Source organism: Stenotrophomonas mexicanensis (genome assembly GCF_032911605.1).
GTDB lineage: Bacteria > Pseudomonadota > Gammaproteobacteria > Xanthomonadales > Xanthomonadaceae > Stenotrophomonas > Stenotrophomonas maltophilia_A.
In genome coordinates this window covers 41,473-60,756 of the sequence record NZ_JAWJTG010000029.1, presented here as the reverse complement: position 1 = coordinate 60,756, position 19,284 = coordinate 41,473, and the positions used below count along the sequence as shown (strand labels likewise).

Sequence of the window (19,284 nt, the reverse complement as noted above, 5' to 3'; positions counted from 1 at the left end):
GTTGGCGCCATGGATGGCGCCATCGAGCCCCCAGGGACGGGTTTACGGCGTGTCCCGCGAACCCACCGCGCCCGCCCCACACATGAGCCGCTTTTCGCGACCACACACGAGGGGCTGCGCCGTTGGCTGGAGACTTCCTGACTCTGCGCAACGCCCGTTGTGGAAGCGTTCTCACAACGATGCACGGCAGCACGCCCACTGACCAAAGTCCGGAAAAAGCGTTAGCTGGTTCACACTTTTACAGCGCGTTGATCTTGATCAATGGACTTGTCGTAATCGGCCTGCACAATGGCGGCCCGTTCGGCACGGCGCGCCGTCAATCGTTGCAGCGCGAGGGGGCGTCGGGCGGGAAGCAGTACTGATCCAACGGGTACAGGGAGCGCGGAGCACTGCCACTGGGGAGCGGCAGCCGCGCGGGTACCGACCGGATCCGGTCGCCGGTTGCGTCTGCGGGGATGGGGACGCAACCGGCAACCTCTATCTGAATGGGGATAGTGTGATCACGACGTCTTCACATTCCCCGCTGCTCGCAGGCAAATCGTTGTGATTCATGGTGTTAGGGGTTTTAATTCATCCATGACCTGCTAACCTGCGACGATGATTCGACGCACTCTGGCCTGCATGCTCACCCTCGGCCTGGTCGCCTGCGCGACCCAGCCGAAGTCCCCACCGTCTTCGCCCCAGGCCAGCAGTACGCCGCGCCAGCCCGCCGCCAAGGCCCATGGCCCGGCCGAGGCCGCGCCCGAAGCCGCTGCTGCCACCGCGCCGCCGGTCGATCTCACCCCGGTGCCGTTCGAGGTCGCACGGGCCCGCTTCATTGCCGATACCGCCAAGCGCTATGGCCTGAAGCCGGAGCAGATCAGCAGCGTGCTCGACCAGGCGCAGGTGCGCCAGCCGATCATCGCCGCGATGTCGCGCCCGGCCGAGCGGGTCAAGCCGTGGAACGAATACCGGCCGATGTTCATCAGCAAGGCACGCATCGATGGCGGCCGCGCGTTCCTGGCCCAGCATCGCGCCGAACTGGATCGCGTGCAGCAGCGCACCGGCGTGCCGGCCGAAGTGATCGTGGCGATCATCGGCGTGGAAACCAGCTACGGCAAGAATGCCGGCAGCCATCGCGTGCTCGATGCGCTGTACACGCTGGCGTTCTATTACCCGCGCAGCGGCGACCCGGCCAAGCTGGAACGCGAAGTGCGCCGCGAGCTGTTCTTCCGCGATGAGCTGGCCAAGCTGTTCGAGCTGGGCCGCGAAGAGAACCTGGACATCACCACGCTCAAGGGCAGCTATGCCGGCGCGATGGGCATGGGCCAGTTCATGCCGTCCAGCTACCTCGATTACGCGGTGGACGGTAACGGCGACGGCCGTCGCGACCTGTTCACCAGCTACGACGACGTGTTCTCGTCCATCGCCAACTATTTCGTGAAGAAGGGTGGCTGGGTGCGTGGCGGGCAGGTGGCCGTGCCGGCCACGTTGGCGCCGGGCCGCGAGGAATTCAATCCGACCGAATGGATGCCGACCTGGTCGCTGGCCGACCTGGCGAAGCGTGGCTACCAGCCCAGCGCAGCGGTGCAGCCGGGCGCCACCGCCACGCCGATCACGCTTGAAGGCAGCACCGGCAAGCAGTACTGGCTGGGCTTCCAGAACTACTACGCGATCACCCGCTACAACCTCTCGAAGATGTACGCGATGGCCGTGTTCCAGTTGTCCCAGGCCATCGCCGGACAGGAGCTGCCCCCGGCATGAACATCAGATGGCTGGTCCCAGGCTTGATCGTCCTCGCGCTGGCTGCCTGCAGCAGCGCGCCGAAGAGGCCGGCCACGGCCGGCCATGGTGGCAAGTCCGGCGGCACCCTGGTGCAGGGGCGCGGCCCGCGCCCGGCACACTGCCCGGAAGGATCGCCCTACGCGGCGGCCAAGGAAGACCTGAGCACCCGCGGCAACTACACCGCCGGTGGCCTGTACAAGCCGGGCGTGCGTGACAGCACGCCGGACTACATTCCCAACGTGGCCTGCATCCCCGAGCCGGAAGTGACCGCGGAAGAACGCTCGGCGATCGGCAACAAGACGCCGTACGTGGTGCTGGGCAAGTCGTACAAAGTGCTCGACGACACCCGCAACTATGTCGAACGCGGCACCGCGTCGTACTACGGCGCCAAGTTCCACGGCCGCCTGACCTCCAACCGTGAGGTCTACGACATGTACCAGTTCACCGCTGCGCACAAGACGCTGCCGCTGCCCAGCTTCGCCCGCGTGACCAACCTCGACAACGGTGAGTCGGTGATCGTGCGCGTCAACGATCGCGGTCCGTTCCATGATGGCCGCGTGGTCGATCTCAGTTATGCCGCTGCCGTGCGCCTGGGCATCACCCAGCGCGGCACCGGCAACGTGGAAGTGCGCGCGCTGCAGCCGGGTGAGGGCAACCTGCTGGCGCAGAAGCCGTCGCGCCGCGAGCGTCGTGCTGCGGAAGCGGCCGCCGCCAGCGCTGTAGCCAGTGCGCGCCCGGCACCGACCGCGCGTGCCGCCGCCGACAGCGACATCGATCGCCTGGTCAAGGGGCTGCCGGCCGATGGCATGCCGGCGCGTGGCCAGCCGGCCACCACCCAGGGCGTGGCCAGCACCGTGCCGGATGTGGCGGTCAGCAGCCTGCCGCCGAGTGCTCCGCCGGTGCGCAGCACCGCATACGCGCCGGCTCCGGCGGTCGTTGCCAGTACCACGCCGCGCGCCGCTGCGCAGGCACCGGTCCGCACCGCCGCCGCTACCCCCAGCCTGTCGCAGCAGGTGGTGGGCGCAGTCATGGTGCAGGTTGCCAGCTTCTCCAACCGTGACAACGCCAACCGCGCGATGGGCCAGCTCAACGCCGCCGGCATCGTCGGTGCCACCATCAGTGACATCGCCGCCGGTGGCCGTACCCTGTTCCGCCTGCGCGTTCCCGCCAGCGACCATGCCAGTGCCGCGGAACTTGTCGGCCGCATCGCCGGTCTGGGGCTGGGTTCGCCGCAGATCGTCAAGGATTGATCCACCCGGGCCGGTGCTGCCGGCCCATGCTGCCCCGGCCTTACAATGGCCGCTACGTTCCACCCTCCATTCCCGGCCGTCCCCTGGAGCCTGCTGTCCAATGAATTTCCGTTCCGCCGCCACCGCCCTGGCCGCCACCCTGGTGGTGGGCCTGGCTTCCGCCCAGACGCCGCTGCCGACTCCGGCCACGCCGGCGCCTGCCGCCGCCGCCGCTGCCGCCCCGGCCACCGTCGCCACTCCGCCGGCGCCGGCGCCGAGCGTGTCCAAGGCCTGGGTGCTGATGGATTACGCCACCGGCCAGGTGCTGGCCGGTGAAAACATCAACGAACAGCTGGCTCCGGCCAGCATCACCAAGGTGATGACGTCCTACGTGATCGCCGCCGAGGTCAAGAACGGCAAGGTCCGTGCGGATGACCAGGTGATGATGAGCGAACGCGCCTGGCGCGAAGGTGGCGCGGGTACCGATGGCAGCTACAGCGGCTTCCCGGTCAACCAGACCGCGCGCCTGGAAGACATGGAAAAGGGCATGGCGATCCAGTCCGGCAACGACGCCGCGATCGCCCTGGCCGAGCACGTGGCAGGCAGCGAAGAAGCTTTTGCTTCGCTGATGAACAGCTATGCCGCGAAGATCGGCATGAAGAATTCGCACTTCGTCAACGCCCATGGCCTGACTGCGCAGGGCCACCACAGCACCGCCTACGACCTGGCGCTGCTGGGCCGTGCGATGGTGCGCGATTACCCGGAAACCTACGCGTACAACAAGATCAAGGAATTCCAGGTCGGCAACATCAAGCAGCCGAACCGCAACCTGCTGTTGTGGCGCGATGGCAGCGTGGACGGCATCAAGACCGGCCACACCTCGGAAGCCGGCTACTGCCTGATGAGCTCGGCCCAGCGCGGCGACCAGCGCCTGATCGCCGTGGTGCTGGGCGGCCAGTCGGAAAAGCAGCGTGCCGATGACAGCCTGGCCCTGCTGAACTGGGGTTTCCGCTTCTTCGAGACCCACCGCCTGTACGAGCCGGGCAAGGCCGTGGCCGAGCACAAGGTCTGGAAGGGCACCACCGACAAGGTGCAGCTGGGCGTGGCCCAGCCGATGCTGGTGAGCGTGCCGCGCGGCCGCTACAACGACCTGAAGCCGAGCATCGACGTGCCCAAGACCCTGGAAGCACCGTTCACCGCCGGCCAGCAGATCGGCACCGTGAAGGTGATGCTGGATGGCAAGCTGGTGGCCGAAGCGCCGCTGGTGGCGGTGGCTGCCGTCGAACAGGCCGGCTTCTTCAAGCGCCTGTGGGACAGCTTCTGGATGTGGTGGGAATCGGAATGATCCACGCCCCGGCGTGGTGAGGGAAAAGGCCGGCAAATGCCGGCCTTTTCTGTTTCGGGATGCCGCTTGCGCATGAATCCTGCCGGATGTGGGTAGTGCCGGCCGCTGGCCGGCTCCTCATGAACCCATCCGGATAAGCCGGCCCCGGTGTGCCGACCAACGGTCGGCACCTACCTACAGCGAGCGGCTGATGGTGAAGCTGCCGAACACCGGCGCTTCTCGCTGGCCGTTGAACTCGCGCGTGCTGTGGTAACGCGCCGCAGCGAACTTCCAGCGTCCGTACATCACCGCCACGCCATAGCCGCCGTAGGCCACCACATGGCGCTTGTCCACACTGTGGCTGTTGCGGAACGTGTTGCCATCCAGCGTGATGTCACGGATCACCCAGGCGGCGTCCGAGGTCGCGAACAGGTGCCAGGACCAGCCATTGCGACGGCCGCCGCGGGTCGGCGCAGTGTTCTCACCGGCCGGGCGCAACGGCGTGCTGCCGAAGTCGTCCGGCAGCTTCCAGCCGAAGCGTACTTCACCGCCAAGGTTGGCCTTGGTTTCCAGGTTGCCGATCGATCCGCCGTAGTGGCTGATCGCGTCCCAACCCCAGCCGTCGGCATTGACGCTGGCATCGCCCGGCCAGCGGCGCATGCGCTCATGGGTCAGCATGAACAGGGGCTCGTTGTGCAGCTGGTTGTCCCAGCCCTTGAATTTCTCGTCGCCCAGCACTTCGTGCACGGCATTCTGCACCTGCTTGCCCTGTGCCCACGGGCCAACCACGCCCAGCGTCAGCTGGGTGGTCTGCAGGCGGTCGCCGCTGCGCGCATTGAAACCGAAGTTTGCGATCAGTACGCCGGCGTAAGGGCGGTCGTCCTCGATCAGGTCCCTGCGGCTGAAATCGGTCGGGGTGAAGATGCCCTGGCCGATGCTGAAGATCATGTTCTGCTGTTCGAACTTGCCCGGATGCAGTCCTTCCAGGTACTGGTTCACCCAGCGGGCCATGCGTGGCAGGCAGGGGTCGTCGGTGTAATCGACCAGATTGGGCGAGACCAGGGTCAACAGTGCACCATTGGTATAGCCCTGGTCCTGGTGGCGGCCGCCGAACAGGTCGTTGTCAACGCGGAAATTGACCTGCGGAGGGTGGTCGCGCATCGCGTCCGGGCCACATTGTTCGGCCGCCTGGGCGGCGAGGGGGAGGGCAGCAGCCAGCAGGCCGGACAGCCCGAGGGCTGCAAGGCGGCGTTGGGAAGGGGGGCTCATGTGGAGGTTTTTTCTGTCTGTCGTTATATGCCGCGACACGGTACTCGTGCGGGCGTGATGGAACGAGCGCGTTCGAATCACTTGTCTGTTCCGAAAACGACATTGTCTCGTGAAGACAATCCTGCACTGTCCTGCGGCGCCCCAAGGGGCAACGGCCAATGCTGAACGGCCGTTCAGCTGCAACGCAGCGACTCACCGGTGCACTGTTTGACGTTGATGAATACTCTTGGGTTTGTTGGCCTGCGGCCCGATAATGGGGACATGGAAATCAAGTCCGACAACCCCGACCACGGCTTCCAGTTCCCCGGCCAGTTCGAGCTCAGTGCCATGGGCCCGGCCAACCGCGGCCTGGAACATGAGCTTCCCCGCCTGCTGCTGGCTGCCGGCATCGATGTGGTGAATGAACGCATCAGCTGGAAGCATTCCTCCAACGGCAAGTACGTGTCCGTGCGCATCGTGTTCAAGGCCGAGAGCCGCGAACAGTACGACCTGGCGCACCAGGCACTGCGCGACCACCCGGAAGTGAAGTGGACGCTGTAGCCGACAGCTGCCCGGCCGAAGCCGCGCCGGAAGACCGCGCGCCGCGCCCGGCGCTGGTCCGCGACCTCGGCCGCCAGGCCTATGAACCGGTGTGGCGCGCCATGCAGCGCTTCACCGACCAGCGCAGCGAGGCCGACGCCGATGAGCTGTGGGTGGTCGAGCACGACCCGGTATTCACCCTGGGCCAGGCCGGCAAGGACGAGCATGTGCTGGCGCCGGGCGAGATCCCGGTGCTGCACGTGGACCGCGGTGGCCAGGTGACCTATCACGGCCCCGGCCAGCTGGTGGTCTATCCGCTGCTGCGCCTGCCACGGCTGGGCATCGGTGTGCGCGACTACGTGTGCCGCATCGAGCAGGCCATCATCGATACCCTGGCCGAGTGGAACATCGGCGCCGAACGCCGCGAGGGCGCCCCGGGCGTCTATGTCGGTGGCGCCAAGATCGCCGCGCTCGGCATCCGCGTGCGCCGCGGCTGTACCTTCCATGGCCTGGCCTTCAACGTGGCCATGGACCTGGAACCTTTCCACCGTATCAACCCCTGTGGCTATCAGGGGTTGCAGGTGACCTCGGTAGTAGACTTGGGCGGGCCCTCCGGGATGGAGGCCGTCAAGCCGGTGCTGCTGGACCACCTGGCCCGCCAGTTCGGCCTGCTGCTGCAGCCCACGCCCGAACTGCCTGATCTTTCTGCGGCCGCCTGACCGCCCCCCGGAACTGCCATGACTGAAACCACCGCCCGTTCCATTCCCCTGCAGATCGTGCAGGGCGACTCTCCGTCCGCCGCGCCGTTGCAGGCCGGGGTCAAGCAGCTGGGCGGTGACAAGATCAACCGCTCGCCGGTGCAGTTCGCCGATGCGCCGGTGCTGCGCAAGCCGTCCTGGATCCGCGTGCGCATTCCCTCGGGCAATGCGGTGCAGAACCTGAAGGCCAAGCTGCGCGAGAACCGCCTGGTGACGGTGTGCGAGGAAGCCAGCTGCCCGAACATCCACGAGTGCTTCGGCCACGGCACGGCAACGTTCATGATCCTCGGCGAGGTCTGCACCCGCCGCTGCTCGTTCTGCGACGTCGCCCACGGCCGCCCGAAGCCGCCGGATGCCAACGAACCGGCCAGCCTCGGCCAGACCGTGGCCGACATGGGGCTGAAGTACGTGGTGGTGACCAGCGTCGACCGCGATGACCTGCGCGACGGCGGTGCCCAGCACTTCGTCGACTGCATCAGTGCCATCCGCGCGAAGTCGCCGGGCACCCGCATCGAAGTGCTGACCCCGGACTTCCGCGGCAAGGGCCGCATGGAGCGCGCGCTGGAGATCCTGGCGCAGAACCCGCCGGACGTGTTCAACCACAACATCGAAACCGTGCCGGACCTGTACCGCAACGTGCGCCCGGGTGCGGACTACCAGTGGTCGCTGAACCTGCTGAAGAACTTCAAGGCGCAGCACCCGGACGTGCCGACCAAGAGCGGCATCATGCTGGGCCTGGGCGAAGAGTTCGAACAGATCAAGGCCACCATGCGCGACCTGCGCGCGCACGACGTGGACATGATCACCATCGGCCAGTACCTGCAGCCGACCGCGCATCACCACCCGGTGCTGAAGTACTGGACCCCCGAGGACTACAAGGCGCTGGAAGACTACGGCTACGAGCTGGGCTTCAGCCACGTGGCCTCCGGCCCGATGGTGCGCTCGTCGTACCACGCCGACGTGCAGGCCAAGGGCGCCGGCGTCCGGTAAGCGGTTGCGCGATGCGCGCTACCGCTTACCACGCTGCGCTGCGCACACCGTGGGCCCCGGCTTACCACCACCCACACCCCCGCCGCTTCGCGGCCGCCCCCTGACTCAGGGGGCTTGCAACCCCATGCCCTCTGCAACCGGACAGACGGCGCCGCTGGGTGCGCCGCTCTTCAGCCATTCACAATTTGCTACACCGGCCCGGCTAGGCTGGTTTTCCACCGAGCGCGGCCGGGTGACAAACCCGGCAACTTTCGGCACTGTCGTGGTGTCTTAACACCCCGCAGTCTCCCCCTTGGCAAGGCGCCTTCGAGCACGTCAATGAAATTCAAAGCCCCCGCATTCCTGATGGCCCTGGCGCTGGTCGCGCCGCTGGCGCTGGCGGCCAAGGCCGATTCGCCGGCATTGCCCGCTGCGGCAACCGCCGATCAGGTGACCACCTCCAAGCTGGTGTACGGCCTGCTGTCCGACAGCCGCTACGCGTACCGCCCGCGTGCGCTGGACGAGGCCACCTCCAAGGACGTGTTCAAGCGCTACCTGGAGACGCTGGACGGCGGCAAGCAGTACTTCACCCAGGCCGACGTGGCGCGCTTCGCGCCGTTCGAAGCCAACATTTCCTCGGCCATCCGTGGCGGCGAGCTGGAGCCGGCGTTCCAGGTGTTCGCGGTCTACAAGCAGCGCGTCGGCGAACGCGTGGCCTATGCGCGCAAGCTGCTCAAGCAGGAGCCGGACTTCACCACCGACGAGCGTTTCGAATACGACCGCAAGAAGGTGCCGTGGGCGGCCAGCAGCGCTGAACTGGATGAGCTGTGGCGCAAGTCGGTCAAGAACGACTGGCTGCGCCTGAAGCTGGCCGGCAAGAAGCCGGACGACATCCGCAAGACGCTGGACAAGCGCTACGCGACGCTGGAGAAGTCGGTCAATGAACTGAAGGGCGAAGACGTCTTCCAGTTCTTCATGAACTCGTACACCAGCGCCGTTGACCCGCACACGGATTACTTCACGCCGCGCACCGCCGAGAACTTCAACCAGGCGATGTCGCTGTCGCTGGAAGGCATTGGTGCGCAGCTGCAGCGCCAGGACGACGTGGTGGTGATCCGCGAGATCATCGCCGGTGGCCCGGCCGCAGTGGATGGCACGCTGAAGCCGGGTGACCGTATCGTCGGCGTCGGCCAGGGCAAGTCCGGCCTGGTCGAGGACGTGATCGGCTGGCGCATCGACGACGTCGTGGCCAAGATCCGCGGCGCCAAGGATACCCAGGTCAAGCTGGAGTTCATCCCGGCTGCTGAGGGCGCCGACGGCAAGCACCACACCCTGGTGCTGACCCGCCAGAAGGTGCGCCTGGCCGAACAGGCCGCCAAGGGCGAGACCATGACCATTCCGGCCGCCAATGGCGAGCCGGCGCGCAAGGTCGGCGTGATCAAGCTGCCGACCTTCTACCAGGACTTCGAAGGCCGTCGCCGCAACGCGGCCGACTACGCCTCGGCCACCCGCGACGTGGCCAAGCTGCTGGCCGGCTTCAAGAACGACAAGCTGGACGGCGTGGTGCTGGACCTGCGCAACAACGGTGGTGGTTCGCTGGATGAAGCCATTGAACTGACCGGTCTGTTCATCGAGCAGGGCCCGGTGGTGCAGGTGCGCGAGTCCGGTGGCCGCGTCACTGTCAACAGCGACCGCAACCAGGGCGTGGCATGGGATGGCCCGCTGGCAGTGCTGATCAACCGCGGTTCGGCCTCGGCTTCGGAAATCTTTGCCGGTGCCATCCAGGATTACGGCCGTGGCCTGGTGATCGGTGAGACCAGCTTCGGCAAGGGCACCGTGCAGAACATCGTCGACCTGGACCGTTGGCCGAGTGGCGAGACCCAGCGCTTCGGTCAGGTGAAGCTGACCATCGCCCAGTTCTTCCGCATCAGCGGCAGCAGCACCCAGCACAAGGGTGTGGTGCCGGACCTGGCGTTCCCGGCCAGCGTCGATGCCACCGAGTTCGGCGAGAGCACCTACGACAACGCGCTGCCGTGGACCCGCATCGCTGCCGTGCCGCACACCCAGTACGGCAACTTCGCGCCGCTGCTGCCGAAGCTGGAAACCCGCCATGACGCGCGCATCGCCGCCGACAAGGAATTCCAGTGGTGGAACGAGGACGTGCAGCAGTTCCGCACCGAGGCCGCGAAGAAGTACATCTCGCTCAACGAGGCCACCCGCCGCGCCGAGCGTGAGCGCCAGGACACCCAGCGCAAGGAGCGCCAGGCGATGCGCAAGGAACTGGGCCTGGCCCTGGACCCGCTGGCCGATGACAGCAACGACGACGGCCTGACTGGCAACGAGCGCGACATCGTCAAGGATGCCGCCCGCGAGAAGGCTGCCGAGAAGCGTCCGGACCCGCTGCTGCGCGAGTCGGCCTCGATCCTGGCCGATGCGGTGAACCTGCTGGCCAATGACCGCCCGCTGTCGGCGCAGGTGCTGCCGCAGTCGACCGGCGCTGGTCGCTGGGCGGACTGAGCCGGCGACGGCATGTGATACCCGAGGGGCCGGCATTGCCGGCCCCTTTCTGTCTGGGGACCTCGTTCACGGTAGCGCCGGGCCATGCCCGGCGAGCGAAGTGCCACAAACGACTTAATCCCCTCCGTCCCCTTTTCTGTGCATGAACCGGCAGCAACGGGGTGGCTCGGTCACGCCGGTTTCAACCTGCCGCACACGGCCGCAGGGCTACCCTTGGCGGTACCGTCCTCGCAGGAGTACCCATGCGGGCCTCCCGTCTTTCCAGTGCTGCCGTGGCGCTCGCCAGCGCCCTGATCCTGTCGGCCTGTGGTGGCCGCGCCGCCGACAGTACGTTGCTGCGCGAATCCTTTGATTCCGGCGACACCTTCTCGCGTACCGTCGATGGCCGCCCCGGTGACGCCTGCGAGGCCGCGCGGCGCACCCTGCTCAGCCAGGGCTACGCCATCGCCCGCTCCGACGAAGCGCAGGTGGAAGGCAACAAGAACTTCCAGCCACGCGAGGATGATCACGAGCAGCTGGTGCTGCGCATCTCCTGTGCGCCGCGTGGCAGCCAGACGCTGGTATTCGTCAGCGCGGTGCAGGACCGCTACGCGCTGAAGAAGAGCCCGACGTCGGCCAGCGTGGGCGTGGGTGCATTGGGCTCGGTGTCGCTGCCGTTCGGCAGCAATGACGATTCGCTGGTGAAAGTGGCCAGCAGTACGGTCACCGATGCCGGGTTCTATCAGCGCTTCTTCCAGCGCCTGCAACAGTATCTACCGGCGGATGCTGGCAAACCCGCACCGCCTGCGCTCGCGCCGCCCGAGCTCACACCGCCCGAGCCTGCATCGTCCGAGCCCGCACCGACCCCCAGCACGGATCAAGGGTGATCGTGCGCGGCAGGTTGATGGGCGTGGCACTCCTGCTGATGCCCGCGCTGGGCATTGCGTCCGCAACACCGGACTGCACGCAGGGCCTGCTGCAGCGGCTGGGATGGCGCTTTGACGTGGTCGCGGCCGGTGCACCACAGGTGCACGGCGGCCCGGTGTGTACACGTGCCTCGCTGGCTGAAGCACAGGCGGCAGGCGATCTGCGCGTGGGGTGGCCGGCCGGAATGTCCCCCGCAGCACGCCAGGCGTTGCTGCAACAATTGCTGGACGATCCAGCCACGGTCTGCGCCTATGCCTTCGAACTGGGCGCGGCCACGCAACGTGCGGCCTCGGCACTGCAGGACAACCCCACCTTCCGCTTCTCCGGCCCGCAGCTGGGCTGGATCGGCTTCGGCCTGCAGGGCCCACGCGCGCAAGGCTGGCAGCGCACACGCAGTTTCGGTCGTGGCTTCGTGCCGAGCGCGGGCAACAGTCATGCACTGGAGGCGTTCTACAGCGGTGCCGTCCGTGCCGAATGCGGGGTCGGCCGCCAGGTCGCGCAGTTGGCCACGCAACGAGAGCTGTATGGCGATGTCGCGTTCGATACGGAGTTCGCAGCGAATGAACTGTCGATCGGCACCTTCCTCGCCCTGCACGATACCGACAGCATCCTGCTCGGCGCACATGCCGGCGATTTCTTCGCCGATGGCAAAGCGGTGCGCACCTCGACGATGGGACGGCAGGCCTTCGTTGGCGTGCCCGGTTTCATCGAGCACGTGTACGACAAAGGCACGCTGGACGACCTGAGCAACCAGGCCGAGAACTTCGTCGTGGTCGAGGTGGGCGAGGGCGCCGCGCAGGCACTGGCTGCGCATGGCGGACTGGCCTGGTACGACCAGCGCAATGTCGAACTCTGGAAACTCGCGCATGGCATCCCGCGCATCGGCCAGCGCTACTTCGAGCGCCTGCTGTTCGAGCGCGATCCCAACCTTCGTGCACGGCTGGAACCGCGCTACCACGACACGCTGGCACGCATGGACCAGCTGCTGGACGATCCGTTCTACCAGCAGTTCGTGATCTATGTGCATCCACGCGGTATACGTCCCATCGGCTACCACATCGCCCGCCTGCTCGATCGCAACCCGCGAACGCCGTTTTCGATCGACCTGGCGGTGCACAATCTGCATACCACGCTCTACCGGCGTTGGCGCGAGGCGCAGCTGCGCCACTGCGCGGCTACCGGCAGGCCAGGCAGCCTGACCCTAGACCCCAACTGAAGGTGAAACAATGGATATTGCAATGATCGGCCTCGGCCGCATGGGCGCCAACATGGCCCAGCGCCTGCATCGCGGCGGCCACCGCGTGGTCGGCTACGACCCGGGCGAAGGCGCCCGCCAGCGCGCCGCCGAGGCCGGCCTGGAGGTGGTCGATTCGCTGGCCGCCGCGGTTGCCGCGCTGCCGGTACCGCGCGTGGTGTGGCTGATGGTGCCGGCCGGCGAAACCGTCGACCAGACCCTGGGCCAGTTGACTCCGCACCTGGCCGAGGGTGACATCGTCATCGATGGCGGCAACTCCAACTACCAGGACTCGATCCGCCGCGCCAAGGCCCTGGCCGAAGACGATCTGGGCTACGTCGACTGCGGCACCAGTGGTGGCGTGTGGGGCCTGCAGGAAGGCTACAGCCTGATGGTTGGTGGCGAAGCATCGGTGGTGGAGCAGATCGCACCGCTGCTGCGCACGCTGGCACCGGCCGAAGATCGTGGCTGGGGTCGTGTCGGCCCGTCCGGCGCTGGCCACTTCACCAAGATGGTCCACAACGGCATCGAGTACGGAATGATGCAGGCCTACGCCGAAGGCTTCGCGCTGATGGAGCGCAAGCAGGAAATGGAACTGGACCTGGCCCAGGTCGCCGAAGTCTGGCGCCACGGCAGCGTGGTGCGTTCGTGGCTGCTGGACCTGAGCACCGAAGCACTCAAGCGCAATCCCTCGCTGGATGGCATCGCCCCGTACGTGGAGGATTCCGGCGAAGGCCGCTGGACCGTGGCCGAAGCGATCGCGCTCGATGTGCCGGCACCGGTGATCACGCTGTCGCTGCTGGAACGCCTGCGTTCGCGTGAGTCGAATTCGTTCACCGACCGCCTGCTGTCGGCGATGCGCAATGAATTCGGCGGCCACGCCATCAAGAAATCGTAAGCACGAAGCCGGGGTCGGATCCCTTTCCGCAGGAAAGGGCTCTGACCCCATGCAGCCAGTCGAGCATGGCTCGACTCTACAGAAAGCCGTCTCCGATCGTTTCCACGTCGATGTGTCGACCAAGGTCGACACCTACCGTCGGACCCACCCCGCCATCTCACGGATAGCTTGCTTTTGACGTTGACGTTGACGTTGATTCTGTAGGTGCAGGGCGCAGCCCTGCCGATCACCCCAACGCGATTCGCCGCCCTTCGCGCGCGCTGTCCATGCCGGCCTGCAGCAACCGCATCAGCTGCAGTGCCTGCACCGGGCTGACCGTCGGCTCGCCATCGCCGTGCATCGCCGCCGAGAACTGCGAATACAGCCGCCGGTAGTCACCCGGCAGGTTGTCTACGGTACTGCGCTGCACATTATCCTCAGCATCGCAGTGCACCAGCTCGCCGTGCCGTGGGTCGATGCCCCAGCTTGGCGCTCCTGGCGCAACACCGCGCCGCAGTTGTGCCTCCTGCACGTCCAGCCCATGCTTGATCCAGCTGCCACGGCTGCCATGCACACTGAAGTGCGGCGTGGGGGCTGCAACCAGCGAACCGGCATGCACGATCGCGCGATGCCTCGGGTAGTGCAGTACCGCGTGGAAGTAATCGATGCCGCTGCCGTCTTCGCGCTGCACGGCCAGATCGGCATCGATCGCCTCGGGCCAGCCGAACAGCACCAGCATCTGGTCGAGCAGGTGCGGGCCGAGGTCGTACCACAGGCCACTACCCGGCCCGTCCTGCTCGCGCCAGCGGTCGCGCACCTGCGGGCGGTAACGATCAAAGTGTGCATGGCACTCGGCCACGTCACCGAGCGTGCCTTCGGCCAGCAGCGCCTGCAGGGTGAGGAAGTCGGCATCGAAGCGCCGGTTCTGGAACACGGTCGCGATGCGTCCGGCATCACGTGCCGCAGCCAGCACCGCTTCGGCTTCAGCGACATCCAGCGCGAACGGCTTGTCGACCAGCACGTGCTTGCCCGCGGCCAATGCCGCGATCGCCAGCGGTGCGTGTTGTGCGTTCGGTGTGGCGATCACCACCGCGTCCACCGCCGGGTCGTCGAACACCTCCTGCGGCGTGGCGCGCACGTGCACGTCGCTGAACGCGCGCAGCAACGTGTCGCGCTGCGAACTGACGATGCTGTGCAGCACCAGGCCCGGCGTGTGCTGGATCAGCGGCGCATGGAAGACGCGGCCGGCGAGGCCGTAGCCGATCAGGGCCAGTTGCAGGTCGGGGCGCATGAGACGGCTCCGGCAATGGGGAAGGGCAGGGTAAACGACACCTGCGTACAGGCCAAAACTGAACCGTTGCCGTTGGAATCGCCTCGATTCACAGCGGCATGACCGCAACGCCACGCCTGCTCTACGGCGGCTTGTCCAGACTGGCAGCACATCCCGAAGGAGTACGACACGATGAGCAATACCACCCGCACGCTGATTGCTTCCGCCCTGACCCTGGGCCTGGCGCTGTCCTCCTCGGCTGCATTCGCCAAGGACCCGGCCGCGAAGAGCCCGCCGACCAGCACCCATCCGGCAAACCATGCTGATCGCCATGACTCCAACGAGCCGGTGACCGATACCTGGATCACCACCAAGGTGAAGGCCGATCTGCTGGCCAGCAGCAACGTTCCCGGCACTGAAATCAAGGTGGAAACCGTGAACGGCGTGGTCAGCCTGAGTGGTGCCGTGGCCACCCAGGCCGAGAAGGACAAGGCGGTCACCACCGCCAAGGGCATCAAGGGCGTGACCCGCGTCGATGCCGCTGCATTGAAGGTCAGCGCTGCTGCCAAGCGCTGACCCCGGAGGGGGCCCCGCATGGGGCCCCCGCTGCCTGGGTAGAGTCGAGCTTGCTCGACTGCCCTTTGGGTTGCAGCCGAGCACGTCCCGGCTCTACCGTGGGTTTCCGCAACCCGTTCAGCCAACCAGGCGGGAAACTCCAGAGTTGTGACCGCCTGCGCTATATTGCCCGTTCCGCCGCAGCCGGGCCGGTATCGGCCTACGCTCCGCGGCTGTGCTGACGAGGAACTATGGCGCTGGTTTTCAGTGATGACATCTGGGACCGTTGGCGGTTGCCGGCCTTGGCGCTGGCTGCTGCCGCGATCATCGTGGTGCCGTGGTTGACCCTGCGCCAACTGCAGCAGGACAGCGAAGATGCGATGGCCTGGGTCAATCATACCCAGGCCGTGGGTGTGGCCCTGCAGCAGCTGCAGGCCGATGTACGCGATGTCGAATCGGCTGCGCTGACCCTGTCCAAGGGTGTGGATGCGCCTGGCCTGCGCGAGCGCATGGCCAAAGCCAATGACCTTCCCGGTCGCCTGGCTGAACTGGGCCGGATGACCCGCGACAATCCTGAGCAGCTGATCCGCATCGGCCGTATCGAGTCGATGCTGGAAGGGCGCATGGCGCTCGCCCGCGAACTGGCAAAGTCCGAACCCAACAGTGATCAGCGCGAGCTGGTGCAGGACCTGAGCACGCGCTATCCGATCCGTGGCCTGGTGGAGGAACTGCAGGCGAGCGAGCAGAAGCTGCTGACACAGCGCGCCGAGCAGGCCGCACGCCAGCGCAAGCAGACCGAGCTGGTGTCGTGGAGTTCGCTGGTGATCCAGCTGGCGCTGCTTGGCCTGGTGCTGTGGCTGCTGCAGCGGCAGATCGGTCGCCGCCTGCATGCCGAACGACAGTCGCTGCGTTCGGCCGCGCGTGCAGCCTCGGTGCTGCAGACCGTGCGTGAGCCGATCGTGCTGCTCGACCGCGACCTGCGTGTACAGCTGCACAACCCTGCCTTCGCCGAGCTGTACGGGCTGCAGGATGAACGCGCCGATGGCCTGTTGCTGGACACTGTCGGCGACGGTGCATGGAAAGACCCCGTGATGCGCCAGCGACTGTCCGATGTGCTGTTGCGCGGCCGCGAACTGTGGGACTTCGAGCATGAACAGCGCGCCGCCGATGGCATGGTGCGCTACATGCTGCTCAACGCGCGGCGCATGCCGCTGCCGGACACCGACGACGAAGTGGTGTTGCTCACGGTCAGCGACGTCACCGTGCAGCGTGCCGTGCAGCTGCGGGTGGAGGAACTGAACCGCCAGCTGGAAGGCAAGGTTGCGCAGGTGTCCGAGGTCAACAGGGAACTGGAAGCCTTCAGCTACTCGGTGTCGCACGACCTGCGTGCACCACTGCGCCACGTGGCCGGTTTCTCCGACAAGCTGTCGCGCCATCTGGGCGACGCCGCCGATGACAAGAGCCGCCATTACCTGGAGGTGATCTCCAGTTCGGCGCGGCGCATGGCGGCACTGATCGACGACCTGCTGGTCTACTCGCGGCTGGGCCGCGCGGCAATGCGCCAGCAGGCGGTGGACATGCAGTCGCTGGTGGCCGATACCCGCGCCATGCTCGATTCCAACCTGCAGGCCGAGGCCGAGAACAGCGGCCATGCGCACCACGTGGAGTGGAGCATCGCGCCGCTGCCGATCGTGGTGGGCGATGAGAACATGATCCGCCAGGTCTGGCTGAACCTGCTCGGCAACGCGGTGAAGTACTCGGGCAACCGCGAACCAGCGAAGATCCGCGTGGACTACCAGCCACAGCCTGACGGCGGTCATCAGTTCACGGTCAGCGACAATGGTGCAGGCTTTGACATGGCCTACGCCGGCAAGCTGTTTGGTGTCTTCCAGCGCCTGCACAAGGCCAGCGACTACCCGGGTACCGGCATCGGCCTGGCCAGCGTGCGCCGCGTGCTGACCCGCCATGGCGGCCGTATCTGGGCCGAGGCCGAACCGGACGTCGGCGCCACCTTCCACTTCTACCTGCCTCCCGCGATCGATGCGGACAAACAAGGGCCTTCTGCATGACCACTCTGCGCACCATTCTTCTCGCCGAAGACAGCCCGGCTGATGCCGAAATGGCGATCGACGCCCTGGAAGAGGCGCGTCTGGCCAACCCCATCGTGCACGTCGAGGATGGCGTGGAAGTGATGGACTACCTGTTGCGCCGTGGTGCCTTCGCCAACCGCGAGGAAGGCCTGCCGGCGGTGCTGCTGCTGGACATCAAGATGCCGCGCATGGATGGCCTGGAGGTGCTGCGGCAGATTCGCGAGCACGAAGAGCTCAAGCGCCTGCCGGTGGTGATCCTGTCGTCCTCGCGCGAGGAAAGCGACCTGGCCCGCAGCTGGGACATGGGCGTGAACGCCTATGTGGTCAAGCCGGTGGACGTGGACCAGTTCTTCGGCGCGGTGCAGACCCTGGGCAAGTTCTGGGCGTTGATCAACCAGGCACCGGAACTCGAGTGAGCCCATGCCCCTGACCGGTCCCGCCCTGGGGGCGCTGCGCATCCTGCTGGTGGAGGACTCACCGGAAGATGCCGAGCTGATGTCCGAACAGATGCTCGACGCGGGCCTGGAGGCCCGTTTCGAGCGTGTCGAAAGCGAGGCCGAACTGCGCCAGGCACTGGTCGCGTTCCAGCCGGACATCGTGCTGTCCGACCTGAGCATGCCGGGGTTCTCCGGTGATGACGCGCTGCGCATCGTGCGCGAGACCTCACCGGAAGTGCCCTTCATCTTCGTCTCCGGCACCATGGGTGAGGAGAATGCGGTGGCGGCGCTGCAGAAGGGCGCCAACGATTACATCATCAAGCACCTGCCGGCGCGCCTGCCGTCGGCGGTGGCGCGTGCGATCCGCGATGCACGCAGCGCCATAGAGCGCGCGCGGGTGGAAACCGAACTGATGCGCGCGCAGCGCCTGGAAAGCCTGTCGCTGCTTGCCGCCGGCCTCAGCCACGACCTGCGCAACATCCTGCAGCCGCTGCTGATCATGCCGGACCTGCTGAAGGCGCGCACCGAGGATCCGCAGCTGCACCACCTGGCCGATGTCATCGCCGAGTGCGGCCGCCGTGGCCACGAGATGGCCGAATCGATGCTGTCGTTCGTGCGCGGCTCGCGCAAGCCGAGCGAGCGCATCGAGATCGATGGCCTGTTCGATGCGGTGGCGCTGCTGTTGCGCAGCAACGTGCCCGATGCGGTGCGCCTGGAGTTGCAGGTGCAGGACGAAGGCTTGGTGGTCGACGCCAACTACACCGAACTGCAGCAGGTGATGCTGAACCTGGCGCTCAACGCGATCCAGGCGATGCCCAACGGCGGTCGCCTGAGCCTGACTGCCAGCCATGCCGGCGAGCGCGATGGCGTGGACTGGATGCAGATCTGCGTGGCCGATGAAGGCATCGGCATGGATGCGGACACGCTGTCACACCTGTTCAATCCGTTCTTCACCACCAAGGCCGATGGCACCGGCCTGGGGCTGATTTCCTGCAAGCGCATCGTTGAAGGCGCCGGTGGCAGCATCCACGTCAACAGCCAGCCGGGGCAGGGCACCTGCTTCGAACTGCGGCTGCCGATGCATGAGGCCATCGATGGCAGCGAGCCGATCGAGCAGCTGGTGGCGCTGGGCAGTGGCCAGTCGATCCTGGTGGTTGACGGCGAAGCCACGCGCCTGTCGCTGCTCGGCAACGCGCTGTCCAGCCAGGGTTACCAGTTGCAGCTGGCCTCCGATGGCCCGGCGGCGTTGCGCTGGATGCAGCAGGAGGCGATGCCGGCGCTGGTGATTGCCGATGCCGGTTCCAAGCTGCTGCCGGCCAGCCAGCTGCTGGGCGAGATGGCCACGCTTGGCTACCGCGGTCCGGCGCTGGTGTTGGAGGACCCGGCGGTGCCAGTCGCGGCGGACGCGTTCCCGGCCGGTGTGGAGGTGCATGTGCTGCACAAGCCGCTGCAGATGCAGCAGGTGTTCCGCGCGGTGGCCGAAGCGCTGGGCTGATGCCGCGGTAGTGCCGGCCGCTGGCCGGCATCGCCGTGCGATGGGATCACTGCGGTTGCCGGCCAGCGGCC

At 66.7% G+C, this 19,284-nt stretch carries 16 protein-coding genes; 14 read left to right on the top strand and 2 right to left on the bottom strand.

What is annotated here, in order from left to right; genetic code table 11:
* Window positions 1–597 precede the first annotated feature (597 nt).
* From mltB to R1L06_RS13560, 3 genes are all read left to right on the top strand, one after another.
* A complete protein-coding gene (mltB, locus tag R1L06_RS13570; protein WP_049400491.1) occupies window positions 598–1,743 on the top strand; it encodes a lytic murein transglycosylase B in 1,146 nt (381 codons plus the stop codon).
* Window positions 1,740–3,014, top strand: a complete 1,275-nt coding sequence (locus tag R1L06_RS13565) for a septal ring lytic transglycosylase RlpA family protein (RefSeq protein ID WP_317217952.1) — start codon at window positions 1,740–1,742, stop codon at window positions 3,012–3,014. The genes mltB and R1L06_RS13565 overlap by 4 nt, the downstream gene beginning before the upstream one ends.
* 100 nt (window positions 3,015–3,114) lie before the next feature.
* A complete protein-coding gene (locus R1L06_RS13560) occupies window positions 3,115–4,338 on the top strand; it encodes a D-alanyl-D-alanine carboxypeptidase family protein (RefSeq protein ID WP_317217951.1) in 1,224 nt (407 codons plus the stop codon).
* Window positions 4,339–4,512: 174 nt separating this feature from the next.
* Here the strand turns inward: R1L06_RS13560 and R1L06_RS13555 are convergent, their stop codons facing one another.
* Complete coding sequence (locus tag R1L06_RS13555) at window positions 4,513–5,586, bottom strand: lipid A deacylase LpxR family protein (protein WP_317217950.1); 1,074 nt, start codon at window positions 5,584–5,586, stop codon at window positions 4,513–4,515.
* Window positions 5,587–5,847: 261 nt separating this feature from the next.
* Between R1L06_RS13555 and R1L06_RS13550 the strand changes: the two genes are divergently transcribed.
* From R1L06_RS13550 to gnd, 7 genes are all read left to right on the top strand, one after another.
* The gene (locus tag R1L06_RS13550; RefSeq protein ID WP_005411067.1) at window positions 5,848–6,126 is read left to right on the top strand and encodes a YbeD family protein; all 279 of its coding nucleotides are present in this window, start codon (window positions 5,848–5,850) and stop codon (window positions 6,124–6,126) included.
* The gene (gene lipB, locus R1L06_RS13545; protein WP_032130311.1) at window positions 6,114–6,824 is read left to right on the top strand and encodes a lipoyl(octanoyl) transferase LipB; all 711 of its coding nucleotides are present in this window, start codon (window positions 6,114–6,116) and stop codon (window positions 6,822–6,824) included. Before R1L06_RS13550 ends, lipB begins: the two co-directional genes overlap by 13 nt.
* An 18-nt stretch (window positions 6,825–6,842) precedes the next feature.
* Window positions 6,843–7,853: a lipoyl synthase gene (lipA, locus tag R1L06_RS13540; RefSeq protein ID WP_032130310.1), complete on the top strand. Its 1,011-nt coding sequence runs from the start codon at window positions 6,843–6,845 to the stop codon at window positions 7,851–7,853.
* A gap of 318 nt (window positions 7,854–8,171) precedes the next feature.
* Window positions 8,172–10,349 (top strand): carboxy terminal-processing peptidase, encoded by a 2,178-nt coding sequence (locus tag R1L06_RS13535; protein ID WP_032130309.1) that lies wholly within the window; start codon window positions 8,172–8,174, stop codon window positions 10,347–10,349.
* Between the two features lie 242 nt (window positions 10,350–10,591).
* Window positions 10,592–11,215 (top strand): DUF2242 domain-containing protein, encoded by a 624-nt coding sequence (locus R1L06_RS13530; RefSeq protein ID WP_317217949.1) that lies wholly within the window; start codon window positions 10,592–10,594, stop codon window positions 11,213–11,215.
* Between the two features lie 17 nt (window positions 11,216–11,232).
* Entirely contained in the window at window positions 11,233–12,471 is a 1,239-nt protein-coding gene (locus R1L06_RS13525) for a hypothetical protein (RefSeq protein ID WP_317217954.1), read from the top strand.
* Between the two features lie 10 nt (window positions 12,472–12,481).
* The gene (gene gnd, locus R1L06_RS13520) at window positions 12,482–13,387 is read left to right on the top strand and encodes a phosphogluconate dehydrogenase (NAD(+)-dependent, decarboxylating) (protein ID WP_014648435.1); all 906 of its coding nucleotides are present in this window, start codon (window positions 12,482–12,484) and stop codon (window positions 13,385–13,387) included.
* A gap of 226 nt (window positions 13,388–13,613) precedes the next feature.
* On the opposite strand, the gene R1L06_RS13515 is transcribed toward gnd, so the two are convergent.
* The gene (locus R1L06_RS13515; RefSeq protein WP_317217948.1) at window positions 13,614–14,657 is read right to left on the bottom strand and encodes an oxidoreductase; all 1,044 of its coding nucleotides are present in this window, start codon (window positions 14,655–14,657) and stop codon (window positions 13,614–13,616) included.
* A 171-nt stretch (window positions 14,658–14,828) separates the two neighbouring features.
* On the opposite strand from R1L06_RS13515, the gene R1L06_RS13510 reads away from it, so the two are divergent.
* The 4 genes from R1L06_RS13510 (at window position 14,829) to R1L06_RS13495 (ending at window position 19,213) form a co-directional block, all read left to right on the top strand.
* Window positions 14,829–15,212, top strand: coding sequence for a BON domain-containing protein (locus R1L06_RS13510; RefSeq protein ID WP_317217947.1), 384 nt, complete (start codon window positions 14,829–14,831; stop codon window positions 15,210–15,212).
* A 230-nt stretch (window positions 15,213–15,442) separates the two neighbouring features.
* On the top strand, window positions 15,443–17,260 hold the full coding sequence (locus R1L06_RS13505) for a sensor histidine kinase (protein WP_032130516.1): 1,818 nt from the start codon (window positions 15,443–15,445) through the stop codon (window positions 17,258–17,260).
* Window positions 17,257–17,697: a response regulator gene (locus R1L06_RS13500; RefSeq protein ID WP_005411057.1), complete on the top strand. Its 441-nt coding sequence runs from the start codon at window positions 17,257–17,259 to the stop codon at window positions 17,695–17,697. The genes R1L06_RS13505 and R1L06_RS13500 overlap by 4 nt, the downstream gene beginning before the upstream one ends.
* Before the next feature lie 4 nt (window positions 17,698–17,701).
* Window positions 17,702–19,213 (top strand): hybrid sensor histidine kinase/response regulator, encoded by a 1,512-nt coding sequence (locus R1L06_RS13495; RefSeq protein ID WP_071229507.1) that lies wholly within the window; start codon window positions 17,702–17,704, stop codon window positions 19,211–19,213.
* The last annotated feature ends 71 nt before the right edge of the window (window positions 19,214–19,284 follow it).

Excerpts from the sequence above, each read along its gene's own strand:
- R1L06_RS13550 (WP_005411067.1), top strand. The coding sequence starts at position 5,848 with ATGGAAATCAAGTCCGACAACCCCGACCACGGCTTCCAGTTCCCCGGC.
- R1L06_RS13560 (WP_317217951.1), top strand. The coding sequence starts at position 3,115 with ATGAATTTCCGTTCCGCCGCCACCGCCCTGGCCGCCACCCTGGTGGTG.
- R1L06_RS13535 (WP_032130309.1), top strand. The coding sequence starts at position 8,172 with ATGAAATTCAAAGCCCCCGCATTCCTGATGGCCCTGGCGCTGGTCGCG.
- R1L06_RS13495 (WP_071229507.1), top strand. The coding sequence starts at position 17,702 with ATGCCCCTGACCGGTCCCGCCCTGGGGGCGCTGCGCATCCTGCTGGTG.
- R1L06_RS13530 (WP_317217949.1), top strand. The coding sequence starts at position 10,592 with ATGCGGGCCTCCCGTCTTTCCAGTGCTGCCGTGGCGCTCGCCAGCGCC.
- R1L06_RS13505 (WP_032130516.1), top strand. The coding sequence starts at position 15,443 with ATGGCGCTGGTTTTCAGTGATGACATCTGGGACCGTTGGCGGTTGCCG.
- R1L06_RS13525 (WP_317217954.1), top strand. The coding sequence starts at position 11,233 with ATGGGCGTGGCACTCCTGCTGATGCCCGCGCTGGGCATTGCGTCCGCA.
- R1L06_RS13565 (WP_317217952.1), top strand. The coding sequence starts at position 1,740 with ATGAACATCAGATGGCTGGTCCCAGGCTTGATCGTCCTCGCGCTGGCT.
- R1L06_RS13510 (WP_317217947.1), top strand. The coding sequence starts at position 14,829 with ATGAGCAATACCACCCGCACGCTGATTGCTTCCGCCCTGACCCTGGGC.
- gnd (WP_014648435.1), top strand. The coding sequence starts at position 12,482 with ATGGATATTGCAATGATCGGCCTCGGCCGCATGGGCGCCAACATGGCC.
- lipA (WP_032130310.1), top strand. The coding sequence starts at position 6,843 with ATGACTGAAACCACCGCCCGTTCCATTCCCCTGCAGATCGTGCAGGGC.
- R1L06_RS13555 (WP_317217950.1), bottom strand. The coding sequence starts at position 5,586 with ATGAGCCCCCCTTCCCAACGCCGCCTTGCAGCCCTCGGGCTGTCCGGC.
- mltB (WP_049400491.1), top strand. The coding sequence starts at position 598 with ATGATTCGACGCACTCTGGCCTGCATGCTCACCCTCGGCCTGGTCGCC.
- R1L06_RS13500 (WP_005411057.1), top strand. The coding sequence starts at position 17,257 with ATGACCACTCTGCGCACCATTCTTCTCGCCGAAGACAGCCCGGCTGAT.
- R1L06_RS13515 (WP_317217948.1), bottom strand. The coding sequence starts at position 14,657 with ATGCGCCCCGACCTGCAACTGGCCCTGATCGGCTACGGCCTCGCCGGC.